Origin of the sequence: Citrobacter sedlakii NBRC 105722 (genome assembly GCF_000759835.1) — a bacterium.
GTDB classification, from domain to species: domain Bacteria; phylum Pseudomonadota; class Gammaproteobacteria; order Enterobacterales; family Enterobacteriaceae; genus Citrobacter_A; species Citrobacter_A sedlakii.
Map to the genome: position 1 here is coordinate 47177 of NZ_BBNB01000013.1, position 21604 is coordinate 68780.

At 57.5% G+C, this 21604-nt stretch carries 25 protein-coding genes; 22 read left to right on the forward strand and 3 right to left on the reverse strand.

Features of this window, described 5'->3' with window-relative positions; all coding sequences use genetic code 11:
* Positions 1–175: 175 nt before the first annotated feature.
* The 5 genes from CSE01S_RS17385 (at position 176) to pmrB (ending at position 5919) form a co-directional block, all read left to right on the forward strand.
* Positions 176–937 carry an AraC family transcriptional regulator gene (locus CSE01S_RS17385; RefSeq protein ID WP_042291041.1) on the forward strand — a complete coding sequence of 254 codons (762 nt, stop codon included), beginning with the start codon at positions 176–178 and terminating at the stop codon, positions 935–937.
* A gap of 129 nt (positions 938–1066) precedes the next feature.
* Positions 1067–2404 (forward strand): arginine/agmatine antiporter, encoded by a 1338-nt coding sequence (gene adiC / locus CSE01S_RS17390; protein ID WP_042291043.1) that lies wholly within the window; start codon positions 1067–1069, stop codon positions 2402–2404.
* 120 nt (positions 2405–2524) lie between these two features.
* A complete protein-coding gene (eptA, locus tag CSE01S_RS17395; protein ID WP_042291045.1) occupies positions 2525–4168 on the forward strand; it encodes a phosphoethanolamine transferase EptA in 1644 nt (547 codons plus the stop codon).
* On the forward strand, positions 4165–4839 hold the full coding sequence (gene basR / locus CSE01S_RS17400; RefSeq protein WP_042291047.1) for a two-component system response regulator BasR: 675 nt from the start codon (positions 4165–4167) through the stop codon (positions 4837–4839). Before eptA ends, basR begins: the two co-directional genes overlap by 4 nt.
* Entirely contained in the window at positions 4840–5919 is a 1080-nt protein-coding gene (gene pmrB / locus CSE01S_RS17405; protein WP_042291049.1) for a two-component system sensor histidine kinase PmrB, read from the forward strand.
* On the opposite strand, the gene pmrR is transcribed toward pmrB, so the two are convergent.
* Both pmrR and proP read right to left on the reverse strand, forming a co-directional pair.
* On the reverse strand, positions 5916–6008 hold the full coding sequence (gene pmrR, locus CSE01S_RS17410; RefSeq protein WP_042291052.1) for an LpxT activity modulator PmrR: 93 nt from the start codon (positions 6006–6008) through the stop codon (positions 5916–5918). The genes pmrB and pmrR overlap by 4 nt on opposite strands.
* A gap of 64 nt (positions 6009–6072) precedes the next feature.
* The gene (proP, locus tag CSE01S_RS17415) at positions 6073–7575 is read right to left on the reverse strand and encodes a glycine betaine/L-proline transporter ProP (protein WP_042291054.1); all 1503 of its coding nucleotides are present in this window, start codon (positions 7573–7575) and stop codon (positions 6073–6075) included.
* Between the two features lie 701 nt (positions 7576–8276).
* On the opposite strand from proP, the gene kdgT reads away from it, so the two are divergent.
* The 17 genes from kdgT to phnP all read left to right on the forward strand — a co-directional run bounded on the left by kdgT (position 8277) and on the right by phnP (position 21236).
* On the forward strand, positions 8277–9275 hold the full coding sequence (kdgT, locus tag CSE01S_RS17420; RefSeq protein ID WP_042291058.1) for a 2-keto-3-deoxygluconate transporter: 999 nt from the start codon (positions 8277–8279) through the stop codon (positions 9273–9275).
* A gap of 218 nt (positions 9276–9493) precedes the next feature.
* Positions 9494–9829 carry a zinc ribbon domain-containing protein YjdM gene (locus tag CSE01S_RS17425; protein WP_042291061.1) on the forward strand — a complete coding sequence of 112 codons (336 nt, stop codon included), beginning with the start codon at positions 9494–9496 and terminating at the stop codon, positions 9827–9829.
* 97 nt (positions 9830–9926) lie between these two features.
* Complete coding sequence (yjdN, locus tag CSE01S_RS17430) at positions 9927–10370, forward strand: VOC family metalloprotein YjdN (protein WP_042291063.1); 444 nt, start codon at positions 9927–9929, stop codon at positions 10368–10370.
* Between the two features lie 133 nt (positions 10371–10503).
* Entirely contained in the window at positions 10504–11292 is a 789-nt protein-coding gene (phnC, locus tag CSE01S_RS17435; protein ID WP_042291065.1) for a phosphonate ABC transporter ATP-binding protein, read from the forward strand.
* Between the two features lie 49 nt (positions 11293–11341).
* Entirely contained in the window at positions 11342–12358 is a 1017-nt protein-coding gene (gene phnD, locus CSE01S_RS17440) for a phosphonate ABC transporter substrate-binding protein (protein WP_042291067.1), read from the forward strand.
* Positions 12359–12436: 78 nt separating this feature from the next.
* A complete protein-coding gene (phnE, locus tag CSE01S_RS17445; protein WP_042291069.1) occupies positions 12437–13216 on the forward strand; it encodes a phosphonate ABC transporter, permease protein PhnE in 780 nt (259 codons plus the stop codon).
* A gap of 20 nt (positions 13217–13236) precedes the next feature.
* A complete protein-coding gene (gene phnF, locus CSE01S_RS17450; protein WP_042291072.1) occupies positions 13237–13962 on the forward strand; it encodes a phosphonate metabolism transcriptional regulator PhnF in 726 nt (241 codons plus the stop codon).
* Positions 13963–14415 (forward strand): phosphonate C-P lyase system protein PhnG, encoded by a 453-nt coding sequence (gene phnG / locus CSE01S_RS17455; protein ID WP_042291074.1) that lies wholly within the window; start codon positions 13963–13965, stop codon positions 14413–14415.
* Entirely contained in the window at positions 14412–15008 is a 597-nt protein-coding gene (phnH, locus tag CSE01S_RS17460) for a phosphonate C-P lyase system protein PhnH (RefSeq protein WP_042291077.1), read from the forward strand. The genes phnG and phnH overlap by 4 nt, the downstream gene beginning before the upstream one ends.
* Positions 15008–16075 carry a carbon-phosphorus lyase complex subunit gene (locus tag CSE01S_RS17465; protein ID WP_042291079.1) on the forward strand — a complete coding sequence of 356 codons (1068 nt, stop codon included), beginning with the start codon at positions 15008–15010 and terminating at the stop codon, positions 16073–16075. The genes phnH and CSE01S_RS17465 overlap by 1 nt, the downstream gene beginning before the upstream one ends.
* 46 nt (positions 16076–16121) lie before the next feature.
* Positions 16122–16913, forward strand: a complete 792-nt coding sequence (phnJ, locus tag CSE01S_RS17470) for an alpha-D-ribose 1-methylphosphonate 5-phosphate C-P-lyase PhnJ (RefSeq protein ID WP_042291331.1) — start codon at positions 16122–16124, stop codon at positions 16911–16913.
* Positions 16910–17668 (forward strand): phosphonate C-P lyase system protein PhnK, encoded by a 759-nt coding sequence (gene phnK / locus CSE01S_RS17475; RefSeq protein ID WP_042291081.1) that lies wholly within the window; start codon positions 16910–16912, stop codon positions 17666–17668. Before phnJ ends, phnK begins: the two co-directional genes overlap by 4 nt.
* A gap of 9 nt (positions 17669–17677) precedes the next feature.
* Positions 17678–18358, forward strand: coding sequence for a phosphonate C-P lyase system protein PhnL (phnL, locus tag CSE01S_RS17480; RefSeq protein WP_042291083.1), 681 nt, complete (start codon positions 17678–17680; stop codon positions 18356–18358).
* Positions 18355–19491, forward strand: a complete 1137-nt coding sequence (gene phnM, locus CSE01S_RS17485; protein ID WP_042291085.1) for an alpha-D-ribose 1-methylphosphonate 5-triphosphate diphosphatase — start codon at positions 18355–18357, stop codon at positions 19489–19491. The genes phnL and phnM overlap by 4 nt, the downstream gene beginning before the upstream one ends.
* 2 nt (positions 19492–19493) lie before the next feature.
* Positions 19494–20048: a ribose 1,5-bisphosphokinase gene (gene phnN, locus CSE01S_RS17490; RefSeq protein ID WP_042291088.1), complete on the forward strand. Its 555-nt coding sequence runs from the start codon at positions 19494–19496 to the stop codon at positions 20046–20048.
* The gene (gene phnO / locus CSE01S_RS17495; RefSeq protein ID WP_042291090.1) at positions 20035–20469 is read left to right on the forward strand and encodes an aminoalkylphosphonate N-acetyltransferase; all 435 of its coding nucleotides are present in this window, start codon (positions 20035–20037) and stop codon (positions 20467–20469) included. The genes phnN and phnO overlap by 14 nt, the downstream gene beginning before the upstream one ends.
* Positions 20470–20477: 8 nt before the next feature.
* On the forward strand, positions 20478–21236 hold the full coding sequence (phnP, locus tag CSE01S_RS17500) for a phosphonate metabolism protein PhnP (protein ID WP_042291093.1): 759 nt from the start codon (positions 20478–20480) through the stop codon (positions 21234–21236).
* Positions 21237–21276: 40 nt separating this feature from the next.
* On the opposite strand, the gene yjdP is transcribed toward phnP, so the two are convergent.
* Positions 21277–21600 (reverse strand): DDRRRQL repeat protein YjdP, encoded by a 324-nt coding sequence (yjdP, locus tag CSE01S_RS17505; protein ID WP_042291095.1) that lies wholly within the window; start codon positions 21598–21600, stop codon positions 21277–21279.
* Positions 21601–21604: the final 4 nt, after the last annotated feature.

A 21604-nucleotide genomic window follows, 5' to 3' on the forward strand; every position in this document is an offset into this window, starting at 1 on the left:
TTTCCACCCTCGTAAAAAATTCTTTACATAAGAATCATCTGCTGACGCTTGAAATAGCAAATAAAAAGATTATTTTAATGCAGGATTGGATTCATCATACAAATTTTACGGCTTCCGTTATCTCTCTCCATTGGCGGGATCGGGTATTTTATGTTCATATTTCAGGAGTTGGGGTATGAGACTTTGCAGCACAGAACCCTGCATCGTGGTGTTAACAGAAAAAGATGTTTGGCTGAGGGTAAATGGAAAAGAGGCGATAAATTTAAAAGCACATCATATGGCGCTTATCGCCTGCGAAAATAACATCATTGATATCTCATCGCTTAATAACGCACTTGTCGCGCATATAAGTCGCGATATCATTAAAGAATACCTGCGTTTTTTGAATAAAGATTTATCTCACGTCCCCCTCTGGCAACGAAGCTCATCACCAGTGTTAACCGCATTATGCGTAACGCCAGACGTTTTTCGGGTCGCGGCGGAACACAGCGTCCAGCATACCAACAGTCCCGGCGAAAACGAGCGCACCCGCTCCCTGCTGTTCACCGTACTGTCGCGCTTTCTCGACAGCAAAAAGTTTATGTCGCTGTTAATGTTTATGCTGCGTGACCGAATCAGCGACAGCGTTTACCATATTATTGAAAGTGATATACATAAAGCGTGGAACCTCAGCCAGGTTGCCAGCTGTTTATGTCTGAGCCCCAGCCTGCTGAAGAAAAAATTAAAAAACGAAAATACCAGCTACAGCCAAATCATCACTACCTGCCGTATGCGCTATGCCGTTAATCAATTATTAATGGACGGTAAAAATATCTCTCAGGTTTCTGAACTGTGCGGATATAACAGCACATCCTATTTTATCTCGGTATTTAAAGAGTATTACGGCATGACGCCGTTGCATTATGTCAGCCAGTTTAAGAATCGCCCTGCGCCCTGACGCATTCCTGTTTTGTAATAAGCCACGATAATATCAGCATTAGCGATAAGCCTGTTCCGACATCATTCAGCGGCGCACTCCGGGCGTATTATACGACCTGATTTCACAGTCCTTTTCAGGAGTTGAATAATGTCTTCAGATGCTGATGCCCACAAAGTGGGCTTAATCCCCGTCACCCTTATGGTGTCGGGGAATATTATGGGATCAGGGGTTTTCCTGCTGCCAGCTAACCTCGCCGCCACCGGCGGGATTGCCATCTACGGATGGTTAGTGACCATTATCGGCGCGCTGGCGCTGTCGATGGTTTACGCCAAAATGTCGGCATTAGACCCCAGTCCTGGCGGCTCTTACGCTTACGCACGACGCTGCTTCGGCCCTTTCCTCGGGTATCAGACCAACGTGCTGTACTGGCTGGCCTGCTGGATCGGCAATATTGCCATGGTAGTCATTGGCGTTGGTTATCTCAGCTACTTCTTCCCGATCCTGAAAGATCCGTTGGTGCTCACTCTGACCTGCGTGGCGGTGCTGTGGATTTTCGTTCTGCTGAATATCGTCGGGCCGAAAATGATCACCCGCGTACAGGCCGTCGCCACCGTGCTGGCGCTGGTGCCGATTGTTGGCATCGCCGTGTTCGGTTGGTTCTGGTTTCGCGGTGAAACCTATATGGCGGCGTGGAACGTTAGCGGCATGAACACCTTTGGCGCGATTCAAAGTACCCTGAACGTCACGCTGTGGTCGTTTATTGGGGTAGAAAGCGCCTCGGTAGCGGCGGGGGTAGTTAAAAACCCGCAACGCAACGTGCCGATCGCCACCATTGGCGGAGTGCTGATAGCCGCCGTCTGCTACGTGCTCTCAACCACCGCGATCATGGGGATGATCCCGAACGCCGCGCTGCGCGTTTCCGCCTCGCCGTTTGGCGACGCCGCCCGCATGGCGCTGGGGAATACCGCAGGCGCGATTGTTTCCTTCTGCGCCGCGGCGGGTTGTTTAGGTTCGCTCGGCGGCTGGACGCTGCTGGCCGGTCAGACGGCGAAAGCCGCCGCCGACGACGGCCTGTTCCCGCCCATTTTCGCCCGCGTCAACAAAGCCGGTACCCCGGTCGCCGGGCTGATCATCGTCGGGATCTTAATGACCCTGTTTCAGTTCAGTAGCATGTCGCCAAACGCCGCCAAAGAGTTTGGTCTGGTGTCCTCTGTCTCGGTGATCTTTACCCTGGTGCCGTATCTGTATACCTGCGCCGCACTGCTGCTGCTCGGTCACGGACACTTCGGCAAAGCGCGCCCAATCTACCTGCTCGTCACCTTCGTGGCATTTGTTTACTGCATCTGGGCGGTGGTTGGCTCCGGCGCGAAAGAGGTGATGTGGTCGTTTGTCACCTTAATGATCATTACTGCACTGTATGCCCTGAACTACAACCGCATCCATAAAAACCCGTATCCGCTGGATGCGCCAGTGAGCAAAAATTAGTTCGCCTGCCGGGAAACGCCCAAGGGCGCGGCTTTTCAAAACAGCCAACCTTAATTTCTTAAGGTTGGCTTAATTTTACTCTGCGAAGATTGGCGCCACTTCGTTGATGGACCTCACCCCATGTTAAAGCGCATATTCAAAAGACCCTCTATCAGCCTGCTCACCTGGCTGCTGCTGGTTTCGTTTTATCTTTCCGTTTGCCTGAATCTCGCCTTTTATAAGCAGGTCATACAGGCTCTACCGCTGGACTCCGCGCGTAACGTGCTGGTCTTTCTGTCAATGCCGGTGGTGGCGTTCAGCGTGATCAACATCGTCCTGACGCTGGCCTCGTTTCTCTGGCTGAACCGCCCGCTGGCCTGCCTGTTTATTTTGATGGGCGCGGCGGCGCAATATTTCATCCTCACCTACGGCATCATCATCGACCGTTCGATGATCGCCAACATGATGGATACCACGCCCGCCGAAACATTCGCCCTGATGACCCCGCAGATGGTGCTTACCCTCGGTCTGAGCGGCATTGTAGCGGCCCTGATCGCCTGCGGGATCAGAATCAGACCCACTACGCCGCGTTTGCGCAGCGTACTGGCGCGTGGGATCAGCATTATTATCTCCGTCCTGCTGATCGTCCTGGTCGCCAGCTTTTTTTATAAAGATTACGCCTCGCTGTTTCGCAACAATAAGCAGTTGGTGAAAGCGCTCAGTCCCTCGAACAGTCTGGTGGCCTCCTGGTCCTGGTACGCGCACGAACGGCTGGCTAACCTGCCGCTGGTGCGCATTGGCGAAGATGCCCATCGCACTCCGCAGAGCGTGGACGGCGAACGTAAAAACCTGACCATTTTGATCGTCGGGGAAACCTCGCGGGCGGCAAACTTTTCGCTGGGCGGCTATCCGCGTGAAACCAATCCGCTGCTGACAAAAGATAACGTGGTCTACTTCCCGCGCACCACCTCATGCGGGACTTCTACCGCGGTCTCCGTGCCGTGTATGTTCTCCGGGATGCCGCGCAAGCAATATGACGCAGAGCTGGCGCACCATCAGGAAGGGTTGCTGGATATCATTCAACGCGCGGGTATCAGCGTGCTGTGGAACGATAATGACGGCGGCTGCAAAAGCGCCTGCGATCGCGTACCGCATCAGAATGTCACTACCCTCAACCTGAAAGGCCAGTGCATTGACGGCGAATGTTATGACGACGTGCTGTTTAACGGCCTGGAGTCGTATATCAACCAGTTACAAGGCGATGGGGTCATTGTGTTGCATACCATTGGCAGTCACGGCCCGACGTATTACCACCGCTACCCGCCGCAGTTCAGGAAATTTACCCCAACCTGCGACACCAATGAAATTCAAACCTGCTCACAGCAGCAGCTCATCAATACCTACGATAATACCGTTCTGTATGTCGACTATATTGTTGATAAAACGATTAATATCCTGAAGACGCATCAGGATAAATTTACTACCAGCCTGGTGTATCTTTCCGACCACGGCGAATCGCTGGGGGAAGATGGCGTGTATTTGCACGGTCTGCCTTACGCCATTGCGCCAGAAACGCAAAAGCATGTGCCGATGCTGCTGTGGCTGTCGCCGGATTATCAGCAACGCTACGGCGTAGACAATGATTGCCTGCAAAAACAGGCGCGGGAACAGGATTACTCGCAGGACAATCTTTTTTCGACCATGCTGGGACTGACCGGCGTGCAGACAACGCAATACCGGCCCGCGGATGACATTCTGCGGACCTGCAGGAGAACCGCTGAATGAAAATACTGATTGTGGAAGACGATACGCTGCTCTTACAGGGGTTGATCCTGGCGGCGCAAACCGAAGGATACGCCTGCGACGGCGTCTCCACCGCACGCGCGGCGGAGCAGTGTCTGGAAAGTGGTCATTACAGCCTGTTGGTGCTGGATCTCGGCCTGCCGGACGAGGACGGCCTGCATTTTCTGGCGCGTATCCGGCAGAAAAAATACACCCTGCCCGTGTTGATCCTGACCGCCCGCGATACGCTCAGCGACAAGATCGCCGGGCTGGACGTGGGCGCCGACGACTATCTGGTGAAACCCTTTGCGCTGGAAGAACTTCATGCCCGCATCCGCGCGCTGCTACGCCGCCACAATAACCAGGGCGAAAGCGAACTGGTGGTCGGCGGTCTGACTCTCAATATGGGGCGTCGCCAGGTCTGGAAAGCCGGCGAGGAGCTGGTGCTGACGCCAAAAGAGTACGCCCTGCTTTCCAGGCTAATGCTGAAAGCCGGCAGCCCGGTGCACCGGGAAATTCTTTATAACGACATTTATAACTGGGACAACGAGCCTTCGACCAACACGCTGGAAGTCCATATCCACAACCTGCGCGACAAGGTCGGTAAGTCGCGCATTCGCACCGTGCGTGGCTTTGGCTACATGCTGGTGGCGACCGCGACCGAGGAAGGCTAAGTGAACCTGACGCGTTTTCTGCGCCGGCCCATGACCCTGCGCCAGCGCCTGATGTTGACCATCGGCGTTATCCTGCTGGTTTTCCAGTTGATCAGCGCCTTCTGGCTCTGGCATGAAAGCACTGAGCAGATTGAGCTGTTTGAGCAGGCGCTACGGGATAACCGCAATAATGACCGCCACATCATGCATGAAATTCGCGAAGCGGTCGCCAGCCTGATCGTCCCCGGCGTGTTGATGGTCAGCCTGACGCTGCTGATCTGTTACCAGGCGGTGCGGCGTATCACCCGGCCGCTCGTCAGCCTGCAAAAAGAGCTGGAGAGCCGCACCGCGGATAACCTGACGCCGATCGACCTTCGCAGTTCAACGCTGGAAATTGAAGCGGTGGTTTCCGCGCTGAACCAACTGGTGAACCGGCTGACCGCGACGCTTGAGAACGAGCGCCTGTTTACCGCCGACGTGGCGCACGAACTGCGAACGCCGCTGGCCGGGGTACGTCTGCATCTCGAACTGCTGTCAAAAGCGCATAATATAGACGTCGCCCCGCTCGTTGCGCGGCTGGATCAGATGATGGACAGCGTCTCGCAGCTGTTACAGTTAGCGCGCGTCGGACAGTCGTTCTCGTCGGGTAATTATCAGCAGGTCCGGCTGCTGGAAGACGTCATCCTGCCGTCCTGGGATGAGCTTAGCACCATGCTGGAACAGCGCGATCAGGCCCTGCTGCTGCCCGAGAGGCGCGACGACGTGACGGTAAAAGGCGACGCCACGCTGCTGCGCATGCTGTTGCGTAACCTGGTGGAAAACGCCCATCGTTACAGTCCCAAAGGGACGACGATCGCGATCGCGCTGAACACGGATAAACAGGCCGTCATGGCGGTTGAAGATGAAGGGCCGGGGATCGATGAAAGTCAATGCGGCGAGCTAAGTAAAGCGTTCGTGCGTATGGACAGCCGTTTCGGCGGCGTCGGGCTGGGGCTGAGTATTGTCAGCCGCATCACGCAGTTGCATCGCGGCGAATTTTATTTGCAAAACCGGGTGGATGCGACGGGAACCCGCGCGTCGGTGAGGCTGGAGAAGATCTAATAAGTGGTGACCCAGACGTACAAAAAACTGGTGACAATCAACACGCTAAAGACAGTGGCGACACGTTCATAAAGACGCTTTTTCATCATACTCTCCTCCAGATTATGAAGGAGAGTATGCCCGTCAGAGATTAAGCAAACCTTAAGACGCCGTTTACTCGTCGATACGTGGATGCTGCTGAACCAGACGAGTCCGTTTCTCCTGGAGTTCAGCAATTTCCTGATCGATATCTTCGATTTTCTGCTCGATGTTATCGTAGTGCTCGCCGAGGATTTCTTTCGCTTCCTGAATGTCAGACGCGGCAGGCGTCGCCCCTTTCAGCGGACGGTTGGCGGTCTCTTTCATGGTCATACCGGTAATGAAACCAATCACCGCAATCACCATCAGGTAATAGGCCGGCATCATCAGGTCCCGGGAGCTTTCCACCAGCCAGGCGGCCAGCGTTGGCGTCAGACCGGCAATCAGCACCGAGATATTAAATGCCGCCGCCAGCGCGCTGTAGCGAATGTGCGTCGGGAACATCGCCGGGAGCGAGGAGGCCATCACGCCGGTAAAGCAGTTCAGGATCACCGCCAGCATCAGCAGACCCGCAAAAATCAGCCCGATCACGTTACTGTTAATCAGGATAAATGCCGGAATCGCCAGCGCAAACAGCGCGATACTGCCCAGAATCACAAACGGGCGGCGACCAAAACGGTCACTCAGCAGCCCCATCACCGGCTGCACAAACAGCATCCCGATCATAATGGCGATAATGATCAGCACGCCGTGATCTTCCGAATAGTGCAGGTTATGCGACAGGTAACTCGGCATATAGGTCAGCAGCATGTAATAGGTTACGTTGGTGGCAATCACCAGACCGATACACGCCAGCAGGCTGCGCCAGTGTTTGGTCGCAATCTCTTTAAACGAAACTTTTGGACCCTCCTGCAAGCCTTCGCGGTCACCCTGCTCCAGTTTTTCGACGTGCTGCTGAAACGCCGGAGTCTCTTCCAGCGCATGGCGCAGGTAAAGCCCGATAATCCCCAGCGGCAGCGCGATAAAGAACGGAATACGCCAGCCCCAATCAAGGAAGTTTGCTTCCCCCACCACCGTGGAGATCAGCACCACGACACCTGCGCCCAGCACGAATCCGGCAATCGAGCCAAAGTCCAGCCAACTGCCCATAAAGCCGCGTTTACGGTCCGGGGAATATTCCGCGACAAAGATCGACGCGCCGGTGTATTCGCCGCCGACCGAGAAGCCCTGCGCCATCTTGCACAGCAGCAGCAGGATAGGCGCCCAGATACCAATAGAAGCGTAGGACGGTATCAGGCCGATACAGAACGTACTGATCGACATAATGACGATGGTGATAGCCAGGATCTTCTGACGCCCATATTTATCGCCGAGCATACCGAAGAACAAACCGCCAAGTGGACGAATCAGGAAGGGAACAGAGAAAGTCGCGAGCGCGGCAATCATTTGCACGCTGGGGTCAGCCCCCGGGAAGAATACTTTACCTAACGCGTAGGCAACGAAGCCATAAACACCAAAATCAAACCATTCCATCGCGTTGCCGAGCGAGGCCGCGGTGATCGCTTTACGCAGTTTACCGTCATCAATAATGGTTACGTCGCGAAGCGTTATCGGTTTTACTTTTTTCCTTTTCAGCATAGCTGTCCTCATAGACTAAGCCCTGTCTCGCTGCATACCGCTTCATTGGCGCAAGCTGCGCGAACGTCACCGTCGAGCGTTGGAATTACGCAGGCGCAATTCCTTTACCAAGCGTAGCAGGTTTACTTACACTGACCGGTTAAGGACTGTACAACCGAACCTGTTGACGCCTGAAGTGGGCGGTTAATGACCTCTTTACCCTACCAGTGTTTAAATTTGTGATCAACTTCACATATATGTTTGTGTTTCGTCAAAGAACGTAAATAAGGTGATCCTCACTCTCTTTTTTGACGTGGCAACGTTGCGATTCTTTTTTGCTTTCGTTGCGATGACATTCATCGTCACGACCAAACATTTCCCGGCGACACTATTAATCTGCTATGCAAATTCCCCTGGCTTTTTTACACCTTGTTTACGTTTATTTTAAATAATCCAAAAGCCGCCGAATGTTTACATTAATTATGTGACAAAGATAACTAAAACACTGTTTCGTTTTCATTGAATCAATATTCCAATGAATGCAAGATAAGAGACGAGGCAACACCACCGGGGAGCGAAAGAGGCCGCCAGCAGGCGCAATCGCTACGTACAACGTAAAGGGAACGCAGTATTTTCTGCGCTTCGCTTCGATATAACAAACTGAATTCAATACCTTTTGCCACCTTGTCCGTTTGTTTCGCGGGTAAGAAGTGAGGACGTTTATGAAAATTAAAGCCACCATAGAACGCATCCCTGGTGGGATGATGTTGATTCCATTACTGCTCGGCGCCGTTTTAAATACCCTGGCGCCAGACACGGGCGCGTATTTCGGTTCATTTACTAAAGGAATGATAAGCGGCACGGTGCCCATTCTGGCGGTATGGTTCTTTTGTATTGGCGCTTCTATCGATCTGCGCGCAACCGGTACGGTATTACGTAAATCCGGTACGCTGGTGATCACGAAAATTGCCGTTGCGTGGGTGGTGGCGATGATCGCCGCCTCGTTTATTCCGGACACCGGCATTCAAACCGGTTTCTTCGCGGGTCTGTCTGTACTGGCGATTGTTTCCGCAATGGACATGACCAACGGCGGCCTGTACGCCAGCCTGATGAACCAGTACGGCACCAAAGAAGAGTCCGGCGCGTTCGTGCTGATGTCCCTGGAGTCCGGTCCGTTGATGACCATGGTCATTCTTGGTTCCGCTGGCCTCGCTTCTTTCGAGCCGCATCACTTTATCGGCGCCGTATTACCGTTCCTGATCGGCTTTGCCCTCGGCAACCTCGACCACGATCTGCGTGCGTTCTTCAGCAAGGCGACGCCAGTACTGATTCCGTTCTTCGGCTTTGCGCTGGGTAACACCATTAACCTGAGCGTGATTGTTGATACAGGTCTGCTGGGCATCATGCTGGGCGTGGCAGTCATCATTATCACCGGTATTCCGTTGATTATTGCCGACCGCGTGATCGGCGGCGGTAACGGTACAGCGGGCGTAGCGGCGTCTTCTGCGGCGGGCGCTGCGGTGGCGAACCCGGTCATTATCGCCCAGATCAACCCGGCGTTTGAGCCCGTCGCGGCTTCCGCGACGGCGCTGGTTGCCGCCAGCGTGATTGTCACCGCCATCCTTGTGCCGATCATCACTGCGCTGTACGCCAAACGCTTCGGCAACGTTCAGCCTCCGGTCAATGCGGAAGAAAAAACCGCTGAATCCATGAATCACTAACCTTCAGTCGCCCTCCCGCTCTGTGCGGGAGGGCGCGACGTCTAACGACTGCGTCCGCTTTTCTTCGCGCCTTTCACCTCGCTTTCTTCCAGCCCCCTTTCTTAAAACGCGAGTAGTCCCGACAACGTTGGGGATTTTGTGTATAATTGCCGCCTTTTTCGGCAATCTGCCATGCTTTTGGGGCGCGTTTGCCCCTGCTGACTTTTGAGGAACTCACCATGTCATTACCTAACTGCCCACAATGCAACTCCGAATACACCTACGAAGACAACGGCATGTATATCTGCCCGGAATGCGCCCACGAATGGAACGATGCCGAACCGGCGCAGGACAGCGATGAGCTGATTGTGAAAGACGCTAACGGCAACCTGCTGGCCGACGGCGACAGCGTGACCGTGATTAAAGATCTGAAGGTGAAAGGCAGTTCTTCGATGCTGAAGATCGGCACCAAAGTGAAAAACATCCGTCTGGTGGAAGGCGATCACAACATTGACTGCAAAATCGACGGTTTCGGCCCGATGAAGCTGAAATCGGAGTTTGTGAAAAAGAACTGATTGTTATCCTGCCTGCCTGATATTGCCCGGTGGCGCTTCGCTTACCGGGCCGGGGGTAACTACACTTAATGGGCTTCCCTTATCAGAGGTCCAGATCATGTCGTTAAGTCCCTATCTCTCTTTTGCTGGCAACTGTGCCGACGCCATTGCGTTTTATCAGCAAACGCTCGGCGCAGAACTGCTCTATAAAATCAGCTTCGGCGAAATGCCCCCGTCGGCGCAGGACAGTCAGGACGGCTGCCCTTCCGCAATGACCTTCCCCGATACCGCCATCGCCCATGCCAATGTGCGCATTGCGGGGAGCGACATTATGATGAGTGACGCCCTACCGTCAGGCACGGCGCACTATTCCGGCTTTACGCTGGTTCTTGACACGCAGGATGTCGACGAAGGAAAACGCTGGTTCGACCGCCTCGCTGCCGAAGGAAAAATTGAAATGGACTGGCAGGAAACCTTTTGGGCGCACGGCTTTGGCAAGGTCAGCGATCGTTACGGCGTCCCGTGGATGATCAACGTCGTTAAGCAGCAGGCAAACGGTTAACCTCGCGGGAGGCCCTGCCTCCCGCCCTGTCATCTGATTCCACTTAATTCTTCATCATCAGGTCATCACAACTTAACCCAAACGTCACATTAATCCGCCACGATGGGGCCACTTTTTTCAGAGAGGCCGCATCATGCAAACGATTATTCGCGTCGAAAAACTCTCCAAAACGTTCAATCAGCAGCAGGCGCTGCACGCCGTCGATCTGAACATCGTTTCCGGTGAGATGGTGGCTCTGCTTGGGCCGTCGGGTTCCGGCAAATCCACCCTTTTACGTCACTTAAGCGGGCTGATCACCGGTGACAAAGCGCCGGGCAGCCACGTCGAGCTGCTTGGTCGCACCGTCCAGCGCGAAGGCCGTCTGGCGCGCGATATCCGCAAAAGCCGCGCCCATACCGGCTATATCTTCCAGCAGTTCAACCTGGTCAATCGCCTGACAGTACTTGAGAACGTCCTGATTGGCGCGCTCGGCAGCACGCCGTTCTGGCGCACCTGCTTTAGCTGGTTCACCCAGGAACAGAAGCAGCGCGCGTTACAGGCGCTGACCCGCGTCGGCATGGCGCACTTCGCGCACCAGCGCGTTTCTACCCTTTCCGGCGGCCAGCAGCAGCGCGTGGCCATCGCCCGCGCCCTGATGCAGCGGGCGAAAGTGATTCTGGCCGACGAGCCGATTGCCTCGCTGGACCCGGAATCCGCGCGCATCGTGATGGATACCCTGCGCGACATCAACCAGACCGACGGCATCACCGTCGTCGTCACGCTGCATCAGGTGGATTACGCCCTGCGCTATTGCGAACGCATTGTGGCGCTGCGTCAGGGGCATGTGTTCTACGACGGCAGCAGCCAACACTTCGATAACGATCGCTTTGACCATCTGTACCGCAGCATGAACCGCGTCGAACAGAACGCGCAGGCTGCTTAATTCAAAAAGACCAGGCAAGTGAAATAGCCTGGAACAATGCGAGGATATTATGAATTACAAAACGGTTGCCGCGTTGGCGTTTACCAGCATGTTCAGCGTCAGCACCCTGCTCACCCCGGCACATGCCGAAGAACAGGAAAAAGCGCTGAACTTTGGCATTATTTCGACCGAGTCACAGCAAAACCTGAAACCGCAGTGGGACCCGTTCCTGAAGGATATGGAAAAGAAACTGGGGGTCAAGGTCAATGCCTTCTTCGCCCCGGACTACGCCGGGATCATCCAGGGGATGCGCTTTAACAAAGTGGATCTCGCCTGGTACGGCAATCTTTCCGCGATGGAAGCGGTAGATCGCGCCAACGGCCAGGTCTTCGCCCAGACTGTCGCCGCTGACGGATCGCCCGGCTACTGGAGCGTACTGATCGTCAACAAGGACAGTCCGATCAACACTCTCGACGATCTGATCGCCCAGCGCAAAGATCTCACTTTCGGCAACGGCGATCCTAACTCCACCTCTGGCTATCTGGTTCCCGGGTATTACGTCTTCGCAAAAAACAATATCTCCGCCAGCGACTTCAAACGCACCGTTAACGCCGGTCATGAAACCAACGCACTGGCGGTAGCGAACAAGCAGGTCGACGTCGCCACCAACAACACCGAAAACCTCGACAAGCTGAAAACCTCCGCGCCGGACAAGCTCAAAGAGCTGAAGGTGATCTGGAAGTCGCAGCTGATCCCGGGTGATCCCATCGTCTGGCGGAAAAATCTTTCTGAAACCACCAAGGACAAGGTGTACGACTTCTTTATGAATTACGGCAAAACGCCGGAAGAAAAAAGCGTGCTGGAACGTCTGGGCTGGGCGCCGTTCCGTGCCTCCAGCGACCTGCAACTGGTGCCGATTCGCCAGCTCGCCTTGTTTAAAGAGATGCAGGGCGTGAAGGACAACAAAGGACTGAGCGACGAAGAGAAAGCTAGCAAAACCTCGGCGATTAAAGGGCAACTGGACGATCTCGACCGTCTGACTGCCGCGCTCGGCGCCATGACCAGCGTGAACAAAGCGGTGCAATAACCCCTGGCTATAGGCCGGATGACGCTGTGCTTATCCGGCCTATACCCGCGTCAAATCGTCGTCACTTATGGAGCAACTATGCAAACCATTACCGTCCCCCCGCCGAAGCGAAGCTGGTTCTCGCTCTTGAGCTGGGCCATCCTGCTGGCTGTACTGGTCGTGTCGTGGAAAGGCGCCGAAATGGCCCCGCTGACGCTGATTCAGGATTCCGGCAACATGGCGACGTTCGCCGCCGACTTCTTCCCGCCGGACTTCAGCCAGTGGCGGGACTACCTCGGCGAAATGGCCGTCACCCTGCAAATCGCCGTCTGGGGCACCGCGCTGGCGGTCATCCTGTCCATTCCTTTTGGTCTGATGTGCGCCGACAACCTCGTACCGTGGTGGATTTACCAGCCCATGCGCCGTCTGATGGACGCCTGCCGCGCCATCAACGAAATGGTGTTTGCGATGCTGTTCGTGGTCGCCGTCGGTCTCGGTCCGTTTGCGGGCGTGATGGCGCTGTTTATCCACACCACCGGCGTGCTGTCGAAACTGCTTTCCGAAGCGGTCGAAGCTATCGAACCCGGCCCGGTAGAAGGTATCCGCGCCACCGGCGCCAATAAGCTCGAAGAAATTCTCTACGGCGTACTGCCGCAGGTCATGCCGCTGCTCATCTCCTATTCGCTGTACCGCTTTGAGTCCAACGTCCGCTCCGCCACGGTGGTCGGCATGGTGGGCGCAGGCGGCATCGGCGTCACCTTGTGGGAGGCGATACGCGGTTTCCAGTTCCAGCAAACCTGCGCGTTGATGGTGCTCATCATCATCACCGTCAGCCTGCTGGATTTCCTCTCCCAGCGTTTACGTAAGCACTTTATCTGATTCGCGAGGCATTGATGGCTATGCACTTGTCTACACATCCGACCAGTTACCCGACGCGTTATCAGGAGATTGCCGCGAGACTTGAGCAGGAGCTTCGTCAACATTACCGCTGCGGCGACTATCTTCCGGCGGAGCATCAGCTTGCCGCCCGTTATGAGGTGAACCGCCATACCCTGCGCCGGGCCATCGATCAGTTAGTTGAACGCGGCTGGGTGCAGCGTCGTCAGGGTATCGGCGTGCTGGTGCTGATGCGCCCGTTCGACTACCCGCTGAACGCCCAGGCGCGCTTTAGCCAGAATCTGTTGGATCAGGGCAGCCATCCCACCAGCGAAAAGCTGCTGGCGGTACTGCGACCGGCTTCCCGCCACGTTGCTGATGCCCTCAGCGTGCAGGAAGGCGACAACGTCATTCACCTGCGAACGCTACGCCGGGTCAACGGTATCGCCCTGTGCCTGATCGATCACTACTTTTCCGACCTCAGCCTCTGGCCGCTGTTGCAGGGCTTCCATAGCGGCTCGCTGCATGACTATCTGCGCGAACAGTCCGGGCTGACGCTGATGCGTACCCAGACGCGCATCAGCGCCCGCCGCGCGCAGGCGAAAGAGAGCAAGGTACTGGAAATCCCGAACATGGCGCCGCTGCTCTGCGTGCGCACCCTGAACCATCGTGAAGGTGAGGAGCAGGCAGCGGAGTACTCCGTCAGCCTGACCCGCGCCGACATGATCGAATTCACTATGGAGCACTGAATGCACATCGATACCGCCACCCGCCAGCGCTGGATGCGCGCGTTGTCCTGGAGCAACGCCGAAACGCTGAACGCACTGATGCAGGCGCTGAAGCTGGCGCCGGAATACACGCTTATCCGCGCGCCGGAAACCGGTCTGATGCAGATCCAGGCGCGCATGGGCGGCACCGGCAACCGTTTCTTTGCCGGCGATACCACGCTCACCCGCGCGGTGGTGCGCCTGAACAGCGGCACGCTCGGCTACAGCTACCTGCTGGGACGCAATAAACAGCACGCCGAACGGTGCGCCGTCGTCGACGCGCTGTTACAGGAGCAGGCCCATTTTCAGACGCTCATGGAAACCTTAATCGCCCCGCTGGAGGCCGAACGCGAGGCGCAAATCGCTGCCCGCCGCGCTGAAGTGAACGCCAGCCGGGTCGACTTCTTTACGCTGGTACGCGGAGATAACGAATGACACGATCCACGGAACTACAAACCGCCTTTACCCTGCCCGTTCAGGACGCGCAACAGAGCTTTCGCCGCCTGCTGAAAGCAATGAGCGAACCGGGCGTGATTGTCGCCCTGCATCAGCTTAAGCACGGCTGGCAACCGTTGAACCTTGCCACCACCAGCGTCCTGCTGACCCTGGTCGATGGCGACACGCCGGTATGGCTGTCACCTGCGGTGAACAACGACATCGCCAGCCAGAACCTGCGTTTTCATACTCAGGCGCCATTGGTCGAGCAGCCGCAGCTGGCAGCGTTTGCCGTCACCGACGAGCGCATCAGCCGCGAGCAGCTTAACGCCCTTTCTGCGGGTTCCGCCGTGGCGCCGGAAACCAGCGCCACGCTGATCGTCCAGGTCACCAGCCTCAGCGGCGGGCGGATGCTGCGCCTGACCGGGGCGGGGATCGCCGAAGAACGGATGATCGCGCCGCAGTTACCGGACTGTCTGATCCACGAACTGACCGAACGCCCGCATCCCTTCCCGCTGGGCGTCGATCTGATACTTACCTGCGGCGAGCGCCTGCTGGCCATCCCTCGCACTACCCACGTGGAGGTGTGCTGATGTACGTCGCCGTTAAAGGGGGCGAGAAGGCGATAGCCAACGCCCATGCGCTCCAGGAGAACCGCCGTCGGGGCGATGCCGCCATCGGCGAACTGAGCGTGGCGCAGATTGAACAGCAGATGAACCTGGCGGTTGACCGGGTGATGACCGAAGGCGGTATCGCCGACCGCGAACTGGCGGCGCTGGCGCTGAAACAGGCCAGCGGAGATAACGTCGAAGCCATCTTCCTGCTGCGCGCCTACCGCACCACGCTGGCGAAGCTGGCGGTGAGCGAACCGCTGAACAGCGCGGAGATGCGCCTGGAGCGGCGTATTTCCGCCGTCTATAAAGACATTCCCGGCGGGCAGCTTTTAGGCCCGACTTACGACTACACCCATCGCCTGCTCGATTTCACCCTGCTGGCGAACGGCGAAACGCCGCCTCTGCGCACCGCCGATCACCCAACGGAACCCGCGCCGCACGTCTTTTCCCTGCTGGCGAAGCAGGGGCTGGCAAAGCGCGAAGAGGATACCGGCGCACAGCCGGACGATATCACCCGCACACCGCCGGTCTACCCCTGCTCGCGCGCCTCACGCCTGCAACAGCTCATGCGCGGCGACGAAGGCTACCTGCTGGCGCTGGCCTATTCCACCCAGCGCGGTTATGGCCGCAACCACCCGTTCGCGGCGGAGATCCGCAGCGGCTACGTTGAGCTGGAAACGGTGCCGGAAGAGCTGGGATTCGCGGTAAACGTTGGCGAACTGCTGGTGACCGAATGCGAGATGGTCAACGGCTTCGTCGCCCCGGACAATGATGCGCCTCACTTCACCCGCGGCTACGGGCTGGTGTTCGGCATGAGCGAACGCAAAGCCATGGCGATGGCGCTGGTGGATCGCGCGCTACAGGCACCAGACTACGATGAAACGGTCACAGGACCGGCGCAGGACGAGGAGTTCGTGCTGGCGCATGCGGATAACGTCGAGGCGGCGGGTTTTGTTTCGCACCTCAAGCTCCCTCATTACGTCGATTTCCAGGCCGAGCTGGAACTGCTTAAACGCCTGCAACAGGAGGCCGACCGTGACGACTAACCTCTCCGGCTACAACTTTGCGTACCTTGATGAACAGACCAAACGCATGATCCGCCGCGCTATCCTGAAGGCGGTGGCGATCCCTGGCTATCAGGTGCCGTTCGGCGGCCGCGAAATGCCGATGCCCTACGGCTGGGGCACCGGCGGCATTCAGATCACCGCCAGCGTGATCGGCGAACCGGACGTGCTGAAAGTGATCGACCAGGGCGCCGACGACACCACCAACGCGGTGTCGATCCGCAACTTTTTTAAGCGCGTCACCGGCGTAAACACCACCGAACGTACGGAAGACGCGACGCTGATCCAGACCCGCCATCGGATCCCGGAAACGCCGCTGACCGAAGATCAGATCCTGATCTTCCAGGTGCCGATCCCAGAGCCGCTGCGCTTTATCGAACCGCGCGAAACCGAAACCCGCACCATGCATGCGCTGGAAGAGTACGGCGTAATGCAGGTGAAACTGTACGAAGATATCGCCCGCTTCGGCCACATCGCCACCACCTACGCCTATCCGGTGAAGGTGAACGGGCGCTACGTGATGGACCCGTCGCCGATCCCCAAATTCGATAACCCGAAAATGGACAGGATGCCCGCTCTGCAACTGTTTGGCGCCGGGCGCGAAAAGCGCATCTACGCCGTACCGCCGTACACCCGCGTGGAGAGTCTCGATTTCGACGATCATCCGTTCAGCGTCCAGACCTGGAATGAGCCGTGCGCCATTTGCGGGTCAACCCATAGCTATCTCGACGAAGTGGTGCTCGACGACAGCGGCAAACGGATGTTTGTCTGCTCCGACACCGACTACTGCAGCCAACAGAGTGAGGCCCAACGCCAATGACGCAGCCGCTGCTTTCAGTGAATCACCTGACCCACCTTTACGCGCCGGGCAAAGGCTTCAGCGATGTCTCGTTTGACCTGTGGCCGGGCGAAGTGCTGGGCATTGTCGGGGAGTCCGGTTCCGGTAAAACCACCCTGCTGAAGTCAATCTCTTCGCGCCTGACGCCGCAGTCCGGCGAGATCCAGTATCAGAACCGTTCGCTGTATGCGATGAGCGAGGCCGACCGTCGCCGCCTGCTGCGCACCGAATGGGGCGTGGTGCATCAGCATCCGCTGGACGGCTTGCGACGCCAGGTCTCAGCGGGAGGCAACATCGGCGAACGGCTGATGGCGACCGGCGCGCGCCACTACGGCGAAATCCGCGCTACCGCGCAAAAATGGCTCGAGGAAGTGGAAATTCCGGCCTCGCGCATTGATGACCTGCCGACCACCTTCTCCGGCGGAATGCAGCAGCGTTTGCAAATCGCCCGCAATCTGGTCACCCATCCAAAGCTGGTGTTTATGGATGAACCGACCGGCGGGCTGGACGTTTCGGTGCAGGCCAAACTGCTGGACCTGCTGCGCGGGCTGGTGGTGGAGCTGGATCTGGCGGTGGTGATTGTCACCCACGATTTGGGCGTTGCGCGCCTGCTGGCGGACCGTCTGCTGGTGATGAAGCAGGGCCAGGTGGTGGAAAGTGGATTAACCGACCGCGTGCTCGACGATCCGCATCATCCATACACGCAGTTGCTGGTGTCGTCGGTATTACAGAATTAAGAGGCCAACATGATTCGCGTTGAAAACGTCAGTAAAACCTTTGTTCTCCACCAGCAAAACGGCGTGCGTCTGCCGGTACTGCAAAACGCCTCGCTGACGGTAGCGCGCGGCGAATGCGTGGTGCTGCACGGTCACTCCGGCAGCGGAAAATCGACGCTGCTGCGCTCGCTGTACGCTAACTATCTGCCCGACGAAGGGCAGATCCGGATTCGTCACGGCGACGAGTGGGTGGATCTGGTGCAGGCGCCAGCGCGCAAGGTACTGGAAGTACGTCGTTCTACCATCGGCTGGGTCAGCCAGTTTCTGCGGGTGATCCCCCGCGTGTGCGCGCTGGACGTGGTAATGCAGCCGCTGCTGGACCTCGGCGCGCCGCGAGAAGCATGCGCCGCCAAAGCCGCGAGTCTTCTGACCCGCCTCAACGTACCCGAGCGCCTGTGGCATCTCGCCCCCTCGACCTTTTCCGGCGGCGAGCAGCAGCGGGTCAACATCGCCCGCGGCTTTATTGTCGATTATCCCATCCTGCTCCTCGACGAGCCCACCGCCTCGCTGGATGCCAAAAACAGCGCCGCCGTGGTGGCATTGATTACCGAAGCGAAAGCGCGCGGCGCGGCGATTGTCGGCATTTTTCACGATGAATCCGTGCGCGACCGGGTGGCGGATCGTTTGCATCTTATGGGAACAACACCATGATTATCAACAATGTAAAGCTGGTGCTGGAAGACGAGGTAGTGCAGGGATCGCTGGAAATGCACAACGGGATGATCCACGCTTTTGCCGAAACCCAGAGCCGTCTGCCGGAGGCGCTGGACGGCGAAGGCGGCTGGCTGCTGCCGGGACTGATTGAACTGCATACTGATAATCTGGATAAATTTTTCACCCCGCGCCCAAAGGTGGACTGGCCCGCCCATTCAGCGATGAGCAGCCACGACGCGCTGATGGTCGCCAGCGGTATCACCACCGTTCTGGACGCGGTGGCGATTGGCGACATGCGTGACGGCGGCGACAGGCTGGAAAATCTGGAAAAGATGATTAACGCGGTGGAAGAGACGCAAAAGCGCGGCGTCAACCGCGCCGAGCATCGCCTGCATCTGCGCTGCGAGCTGCCGCATCACACCACCCTGCCGTTGTTTGAAAAGCTGGTCGGCCGCGAGCCGGTCACGCTGGTTTCCCTGATGGATCACTCGCCGGGCCAGCGCCAGTTCGCCAACCGCGAGAAGTATCGCGAATATTATCAGGGCAAATATTCCCTCACCGACGAGCAGATGGCCCGCTATGAAGAAGAACAGTTGGCGCTCGCCGCCCGCTGGTCGCAACCTAACCGCAGCGCTATCGCCCGGCTTTGCCGCGAGCGCAACATCGCGCTGGCAAGTCATGACGACGCTACGCCCGACCACGTGCGCGAGTCACATCAGCTTGGCAGCGTGATCGCCGAATTTCCCACCACCTTCGCCGCGGCGCAAGCGTCGCGCGAGCATGGCATGAATGTGCTGATGGGCGCGCCGAACATCGTGCGCGGCGGTTCACACTCCGGTAACGTCGCCGCGCATGCGCTTGCCGAGCTGGGGCTGCTGGATATTCTTTCGTCCGATTATTACCCCGCCAGCCTGCTCGACGCCGCCTTTCGCGTCGCCGATGACGATGCCAACCGCTTTACCCTGCCGCAGGCCATTCGTCTGGTGACCCGCAACCCGGCGCGGGCGCTGAATCTGAACGATCGCGGCGTTATCGCCGAGGGCAAACGCGCCGACCTGGTACTGGCGCACCGCAAAGGCGACCACGTGCATATCGATCACGTCTGGCGTCAAGGAAAAAGGGTGTTCTGACTATGGGAAAACTGATCTGGCTGATGGGGCCGTCCGGCTCCGGTAAAGACAGTTTGCTGGCGGCGCTGCGCCAGCAGGAACATGCGCAGCTCCTGGTCGCGCACCGCTACATTACCCGCGCGGCCAACGCCGGAAATGAAAACCATATCGCCCTGAGCGAACAGGAATTTTTCACCCGTGCGGGACATAACCTGCTGGCGCTGAGCTGGCACGCCAATGGTTTATACTACGGCGTCGGGGTGGAGATCGACCTGTGGCTGAACGGCGGATTCGACGTGGTGGTTAATGGCTCCCGCGCCCATCTTCCCCAGGCGCAGGCGCGTTACGGCACAGCGCTGATGCCGGTCTGTTTGCAGGTCTCCCCCGCCATTCTGCGCCAGCGGTTACAGGCGCGCGGACGCGAAAGCGAAGCGGAGATTGCCGCCCGTCTCGAACGCGCCGCCCGCTACGCGCCGTTTGACTGCCATACGCTGAACAATGACGGCAGTCTGCTACAGTCAGTCGATACGCTGTTAATGCTGATCGGACGAAAGGAGAAAAGCCATGCCTGCCTGTGAACTGCGTCGCGCCACGGCGGACGACACCCACGCCGTCTATGCCCTCATTTGCGAACTAAAGCAAGCCGAGTTCGATCATCAGGCGTTCAGCGCCGGCTTTGCGGCGAACCTGCGGGATAGCAATCTGCGCTATCAGCTTGCGTTGCTCGACGGCGAGGTGGTGGGCATGATTGGTCTGCATATGCAATTTCATCTCCATCACGCCAACTGGATCGGCGAGATTCAGGAACTGGTGGTAATGCCCCAGGCGCGCGGCCTGAAAATCGGCAGCCAACTGCTGGCCTGGGCAGAGGACGAAGCCAGACGCGCGGGGGCGGAGATGACCGAGCTTTCCACCAACGTGAAGCGTCTTGACGCCCACCGCTTTTACCTGCGCGAAGGTTACACCCAGAGCCATTTTCGCTTCACCAAAGCGCTGTGAGGCAACCGATGAGCCTGACCCTCACCTTAACCGGAACCGGCGGCGCACAAGGCGTTCCAGCGTATGGCTGCGACTGCGCGGCCTGCCGCCGGGCGCGCCAGCATGAAGCGTATCGTCGTCGCCCGTGTAGCGGCGTGATTAAATTTAATCATGCGGTAACATTGCTGGACGCGGGCTTGCACGATCTTGCGGATCGCTGGCCTGCCGGATCTTTTGAGCAATTTTTACTCACCCATTATCATATGGATCACGTGCAGGGGCTGTTTCCGCTGCGCTGGGGCGTGGGCGCGACGATCCCGGTGTACGGGCCGCCTGACGAACAGGGCTGCGACGATCTGTTTAAGCATCCCGGCATTCTCGACTTCAACCATACCGTCGAGCCGTTTGTGGTGTTTGATTTGCAGGGATTGCAGGTGACGCCGCTGCCGCTGAATCACTCAAAGCTGACCTTTGGCTATCTGTTGGAGTCTGCCCACAGCCGGGTGGCGTGGCTTTCGGATACCGCCGGGCTGCCGGATAAGACGCTGAAATTTTTGCTCAACAACCGCCCGCAGGCGATAGTGATCGACTGTAGCCATGAACCGCGACCAGACGCGCCGCGCAACCATTGCGATTTAAACACCGTGATTGCGCTGAATGAGGTGATTGGCTGCCCACGGGTGATCCTGACGCATATCAGCCATCAGTTTGACGTGTGGATGATGGATAACCCGCTGCCGGACGGCATCGAAGCGGGGTATGACGGGATGGTACTGGTGCTGGACTAAGCGTTTTCCCTCCTCCGCGGGAGAGGGCAACAGACTGCCCTTACCACCGTTCGTAATCTTCTTCCAGCCTGCGTTCGTCCTCTTCTAATCGACGTCGGTCGTCATCCAGCTGGCGCTGGCGTTCGTCTAAACGGCGGCGCCTGTCCTCGAGCTGTCGGCGGCGATCGTCGTACTGTCGACTGTCGGTTTGACGGCTGCGATCGTAACGATCGTCATCATCGTCATTACGGCTGCTGCCGGGGTTATAGGCGTCGTTGATCGCCTGCTGAATATTGCCAATGGTGTCATCAATCACATCGGCCTGCGCCAGTTGGCTGGTTAAAGTCAGCAGACCCAATAGCAGGGCGGAAGAGTAACGTTTCATAAGG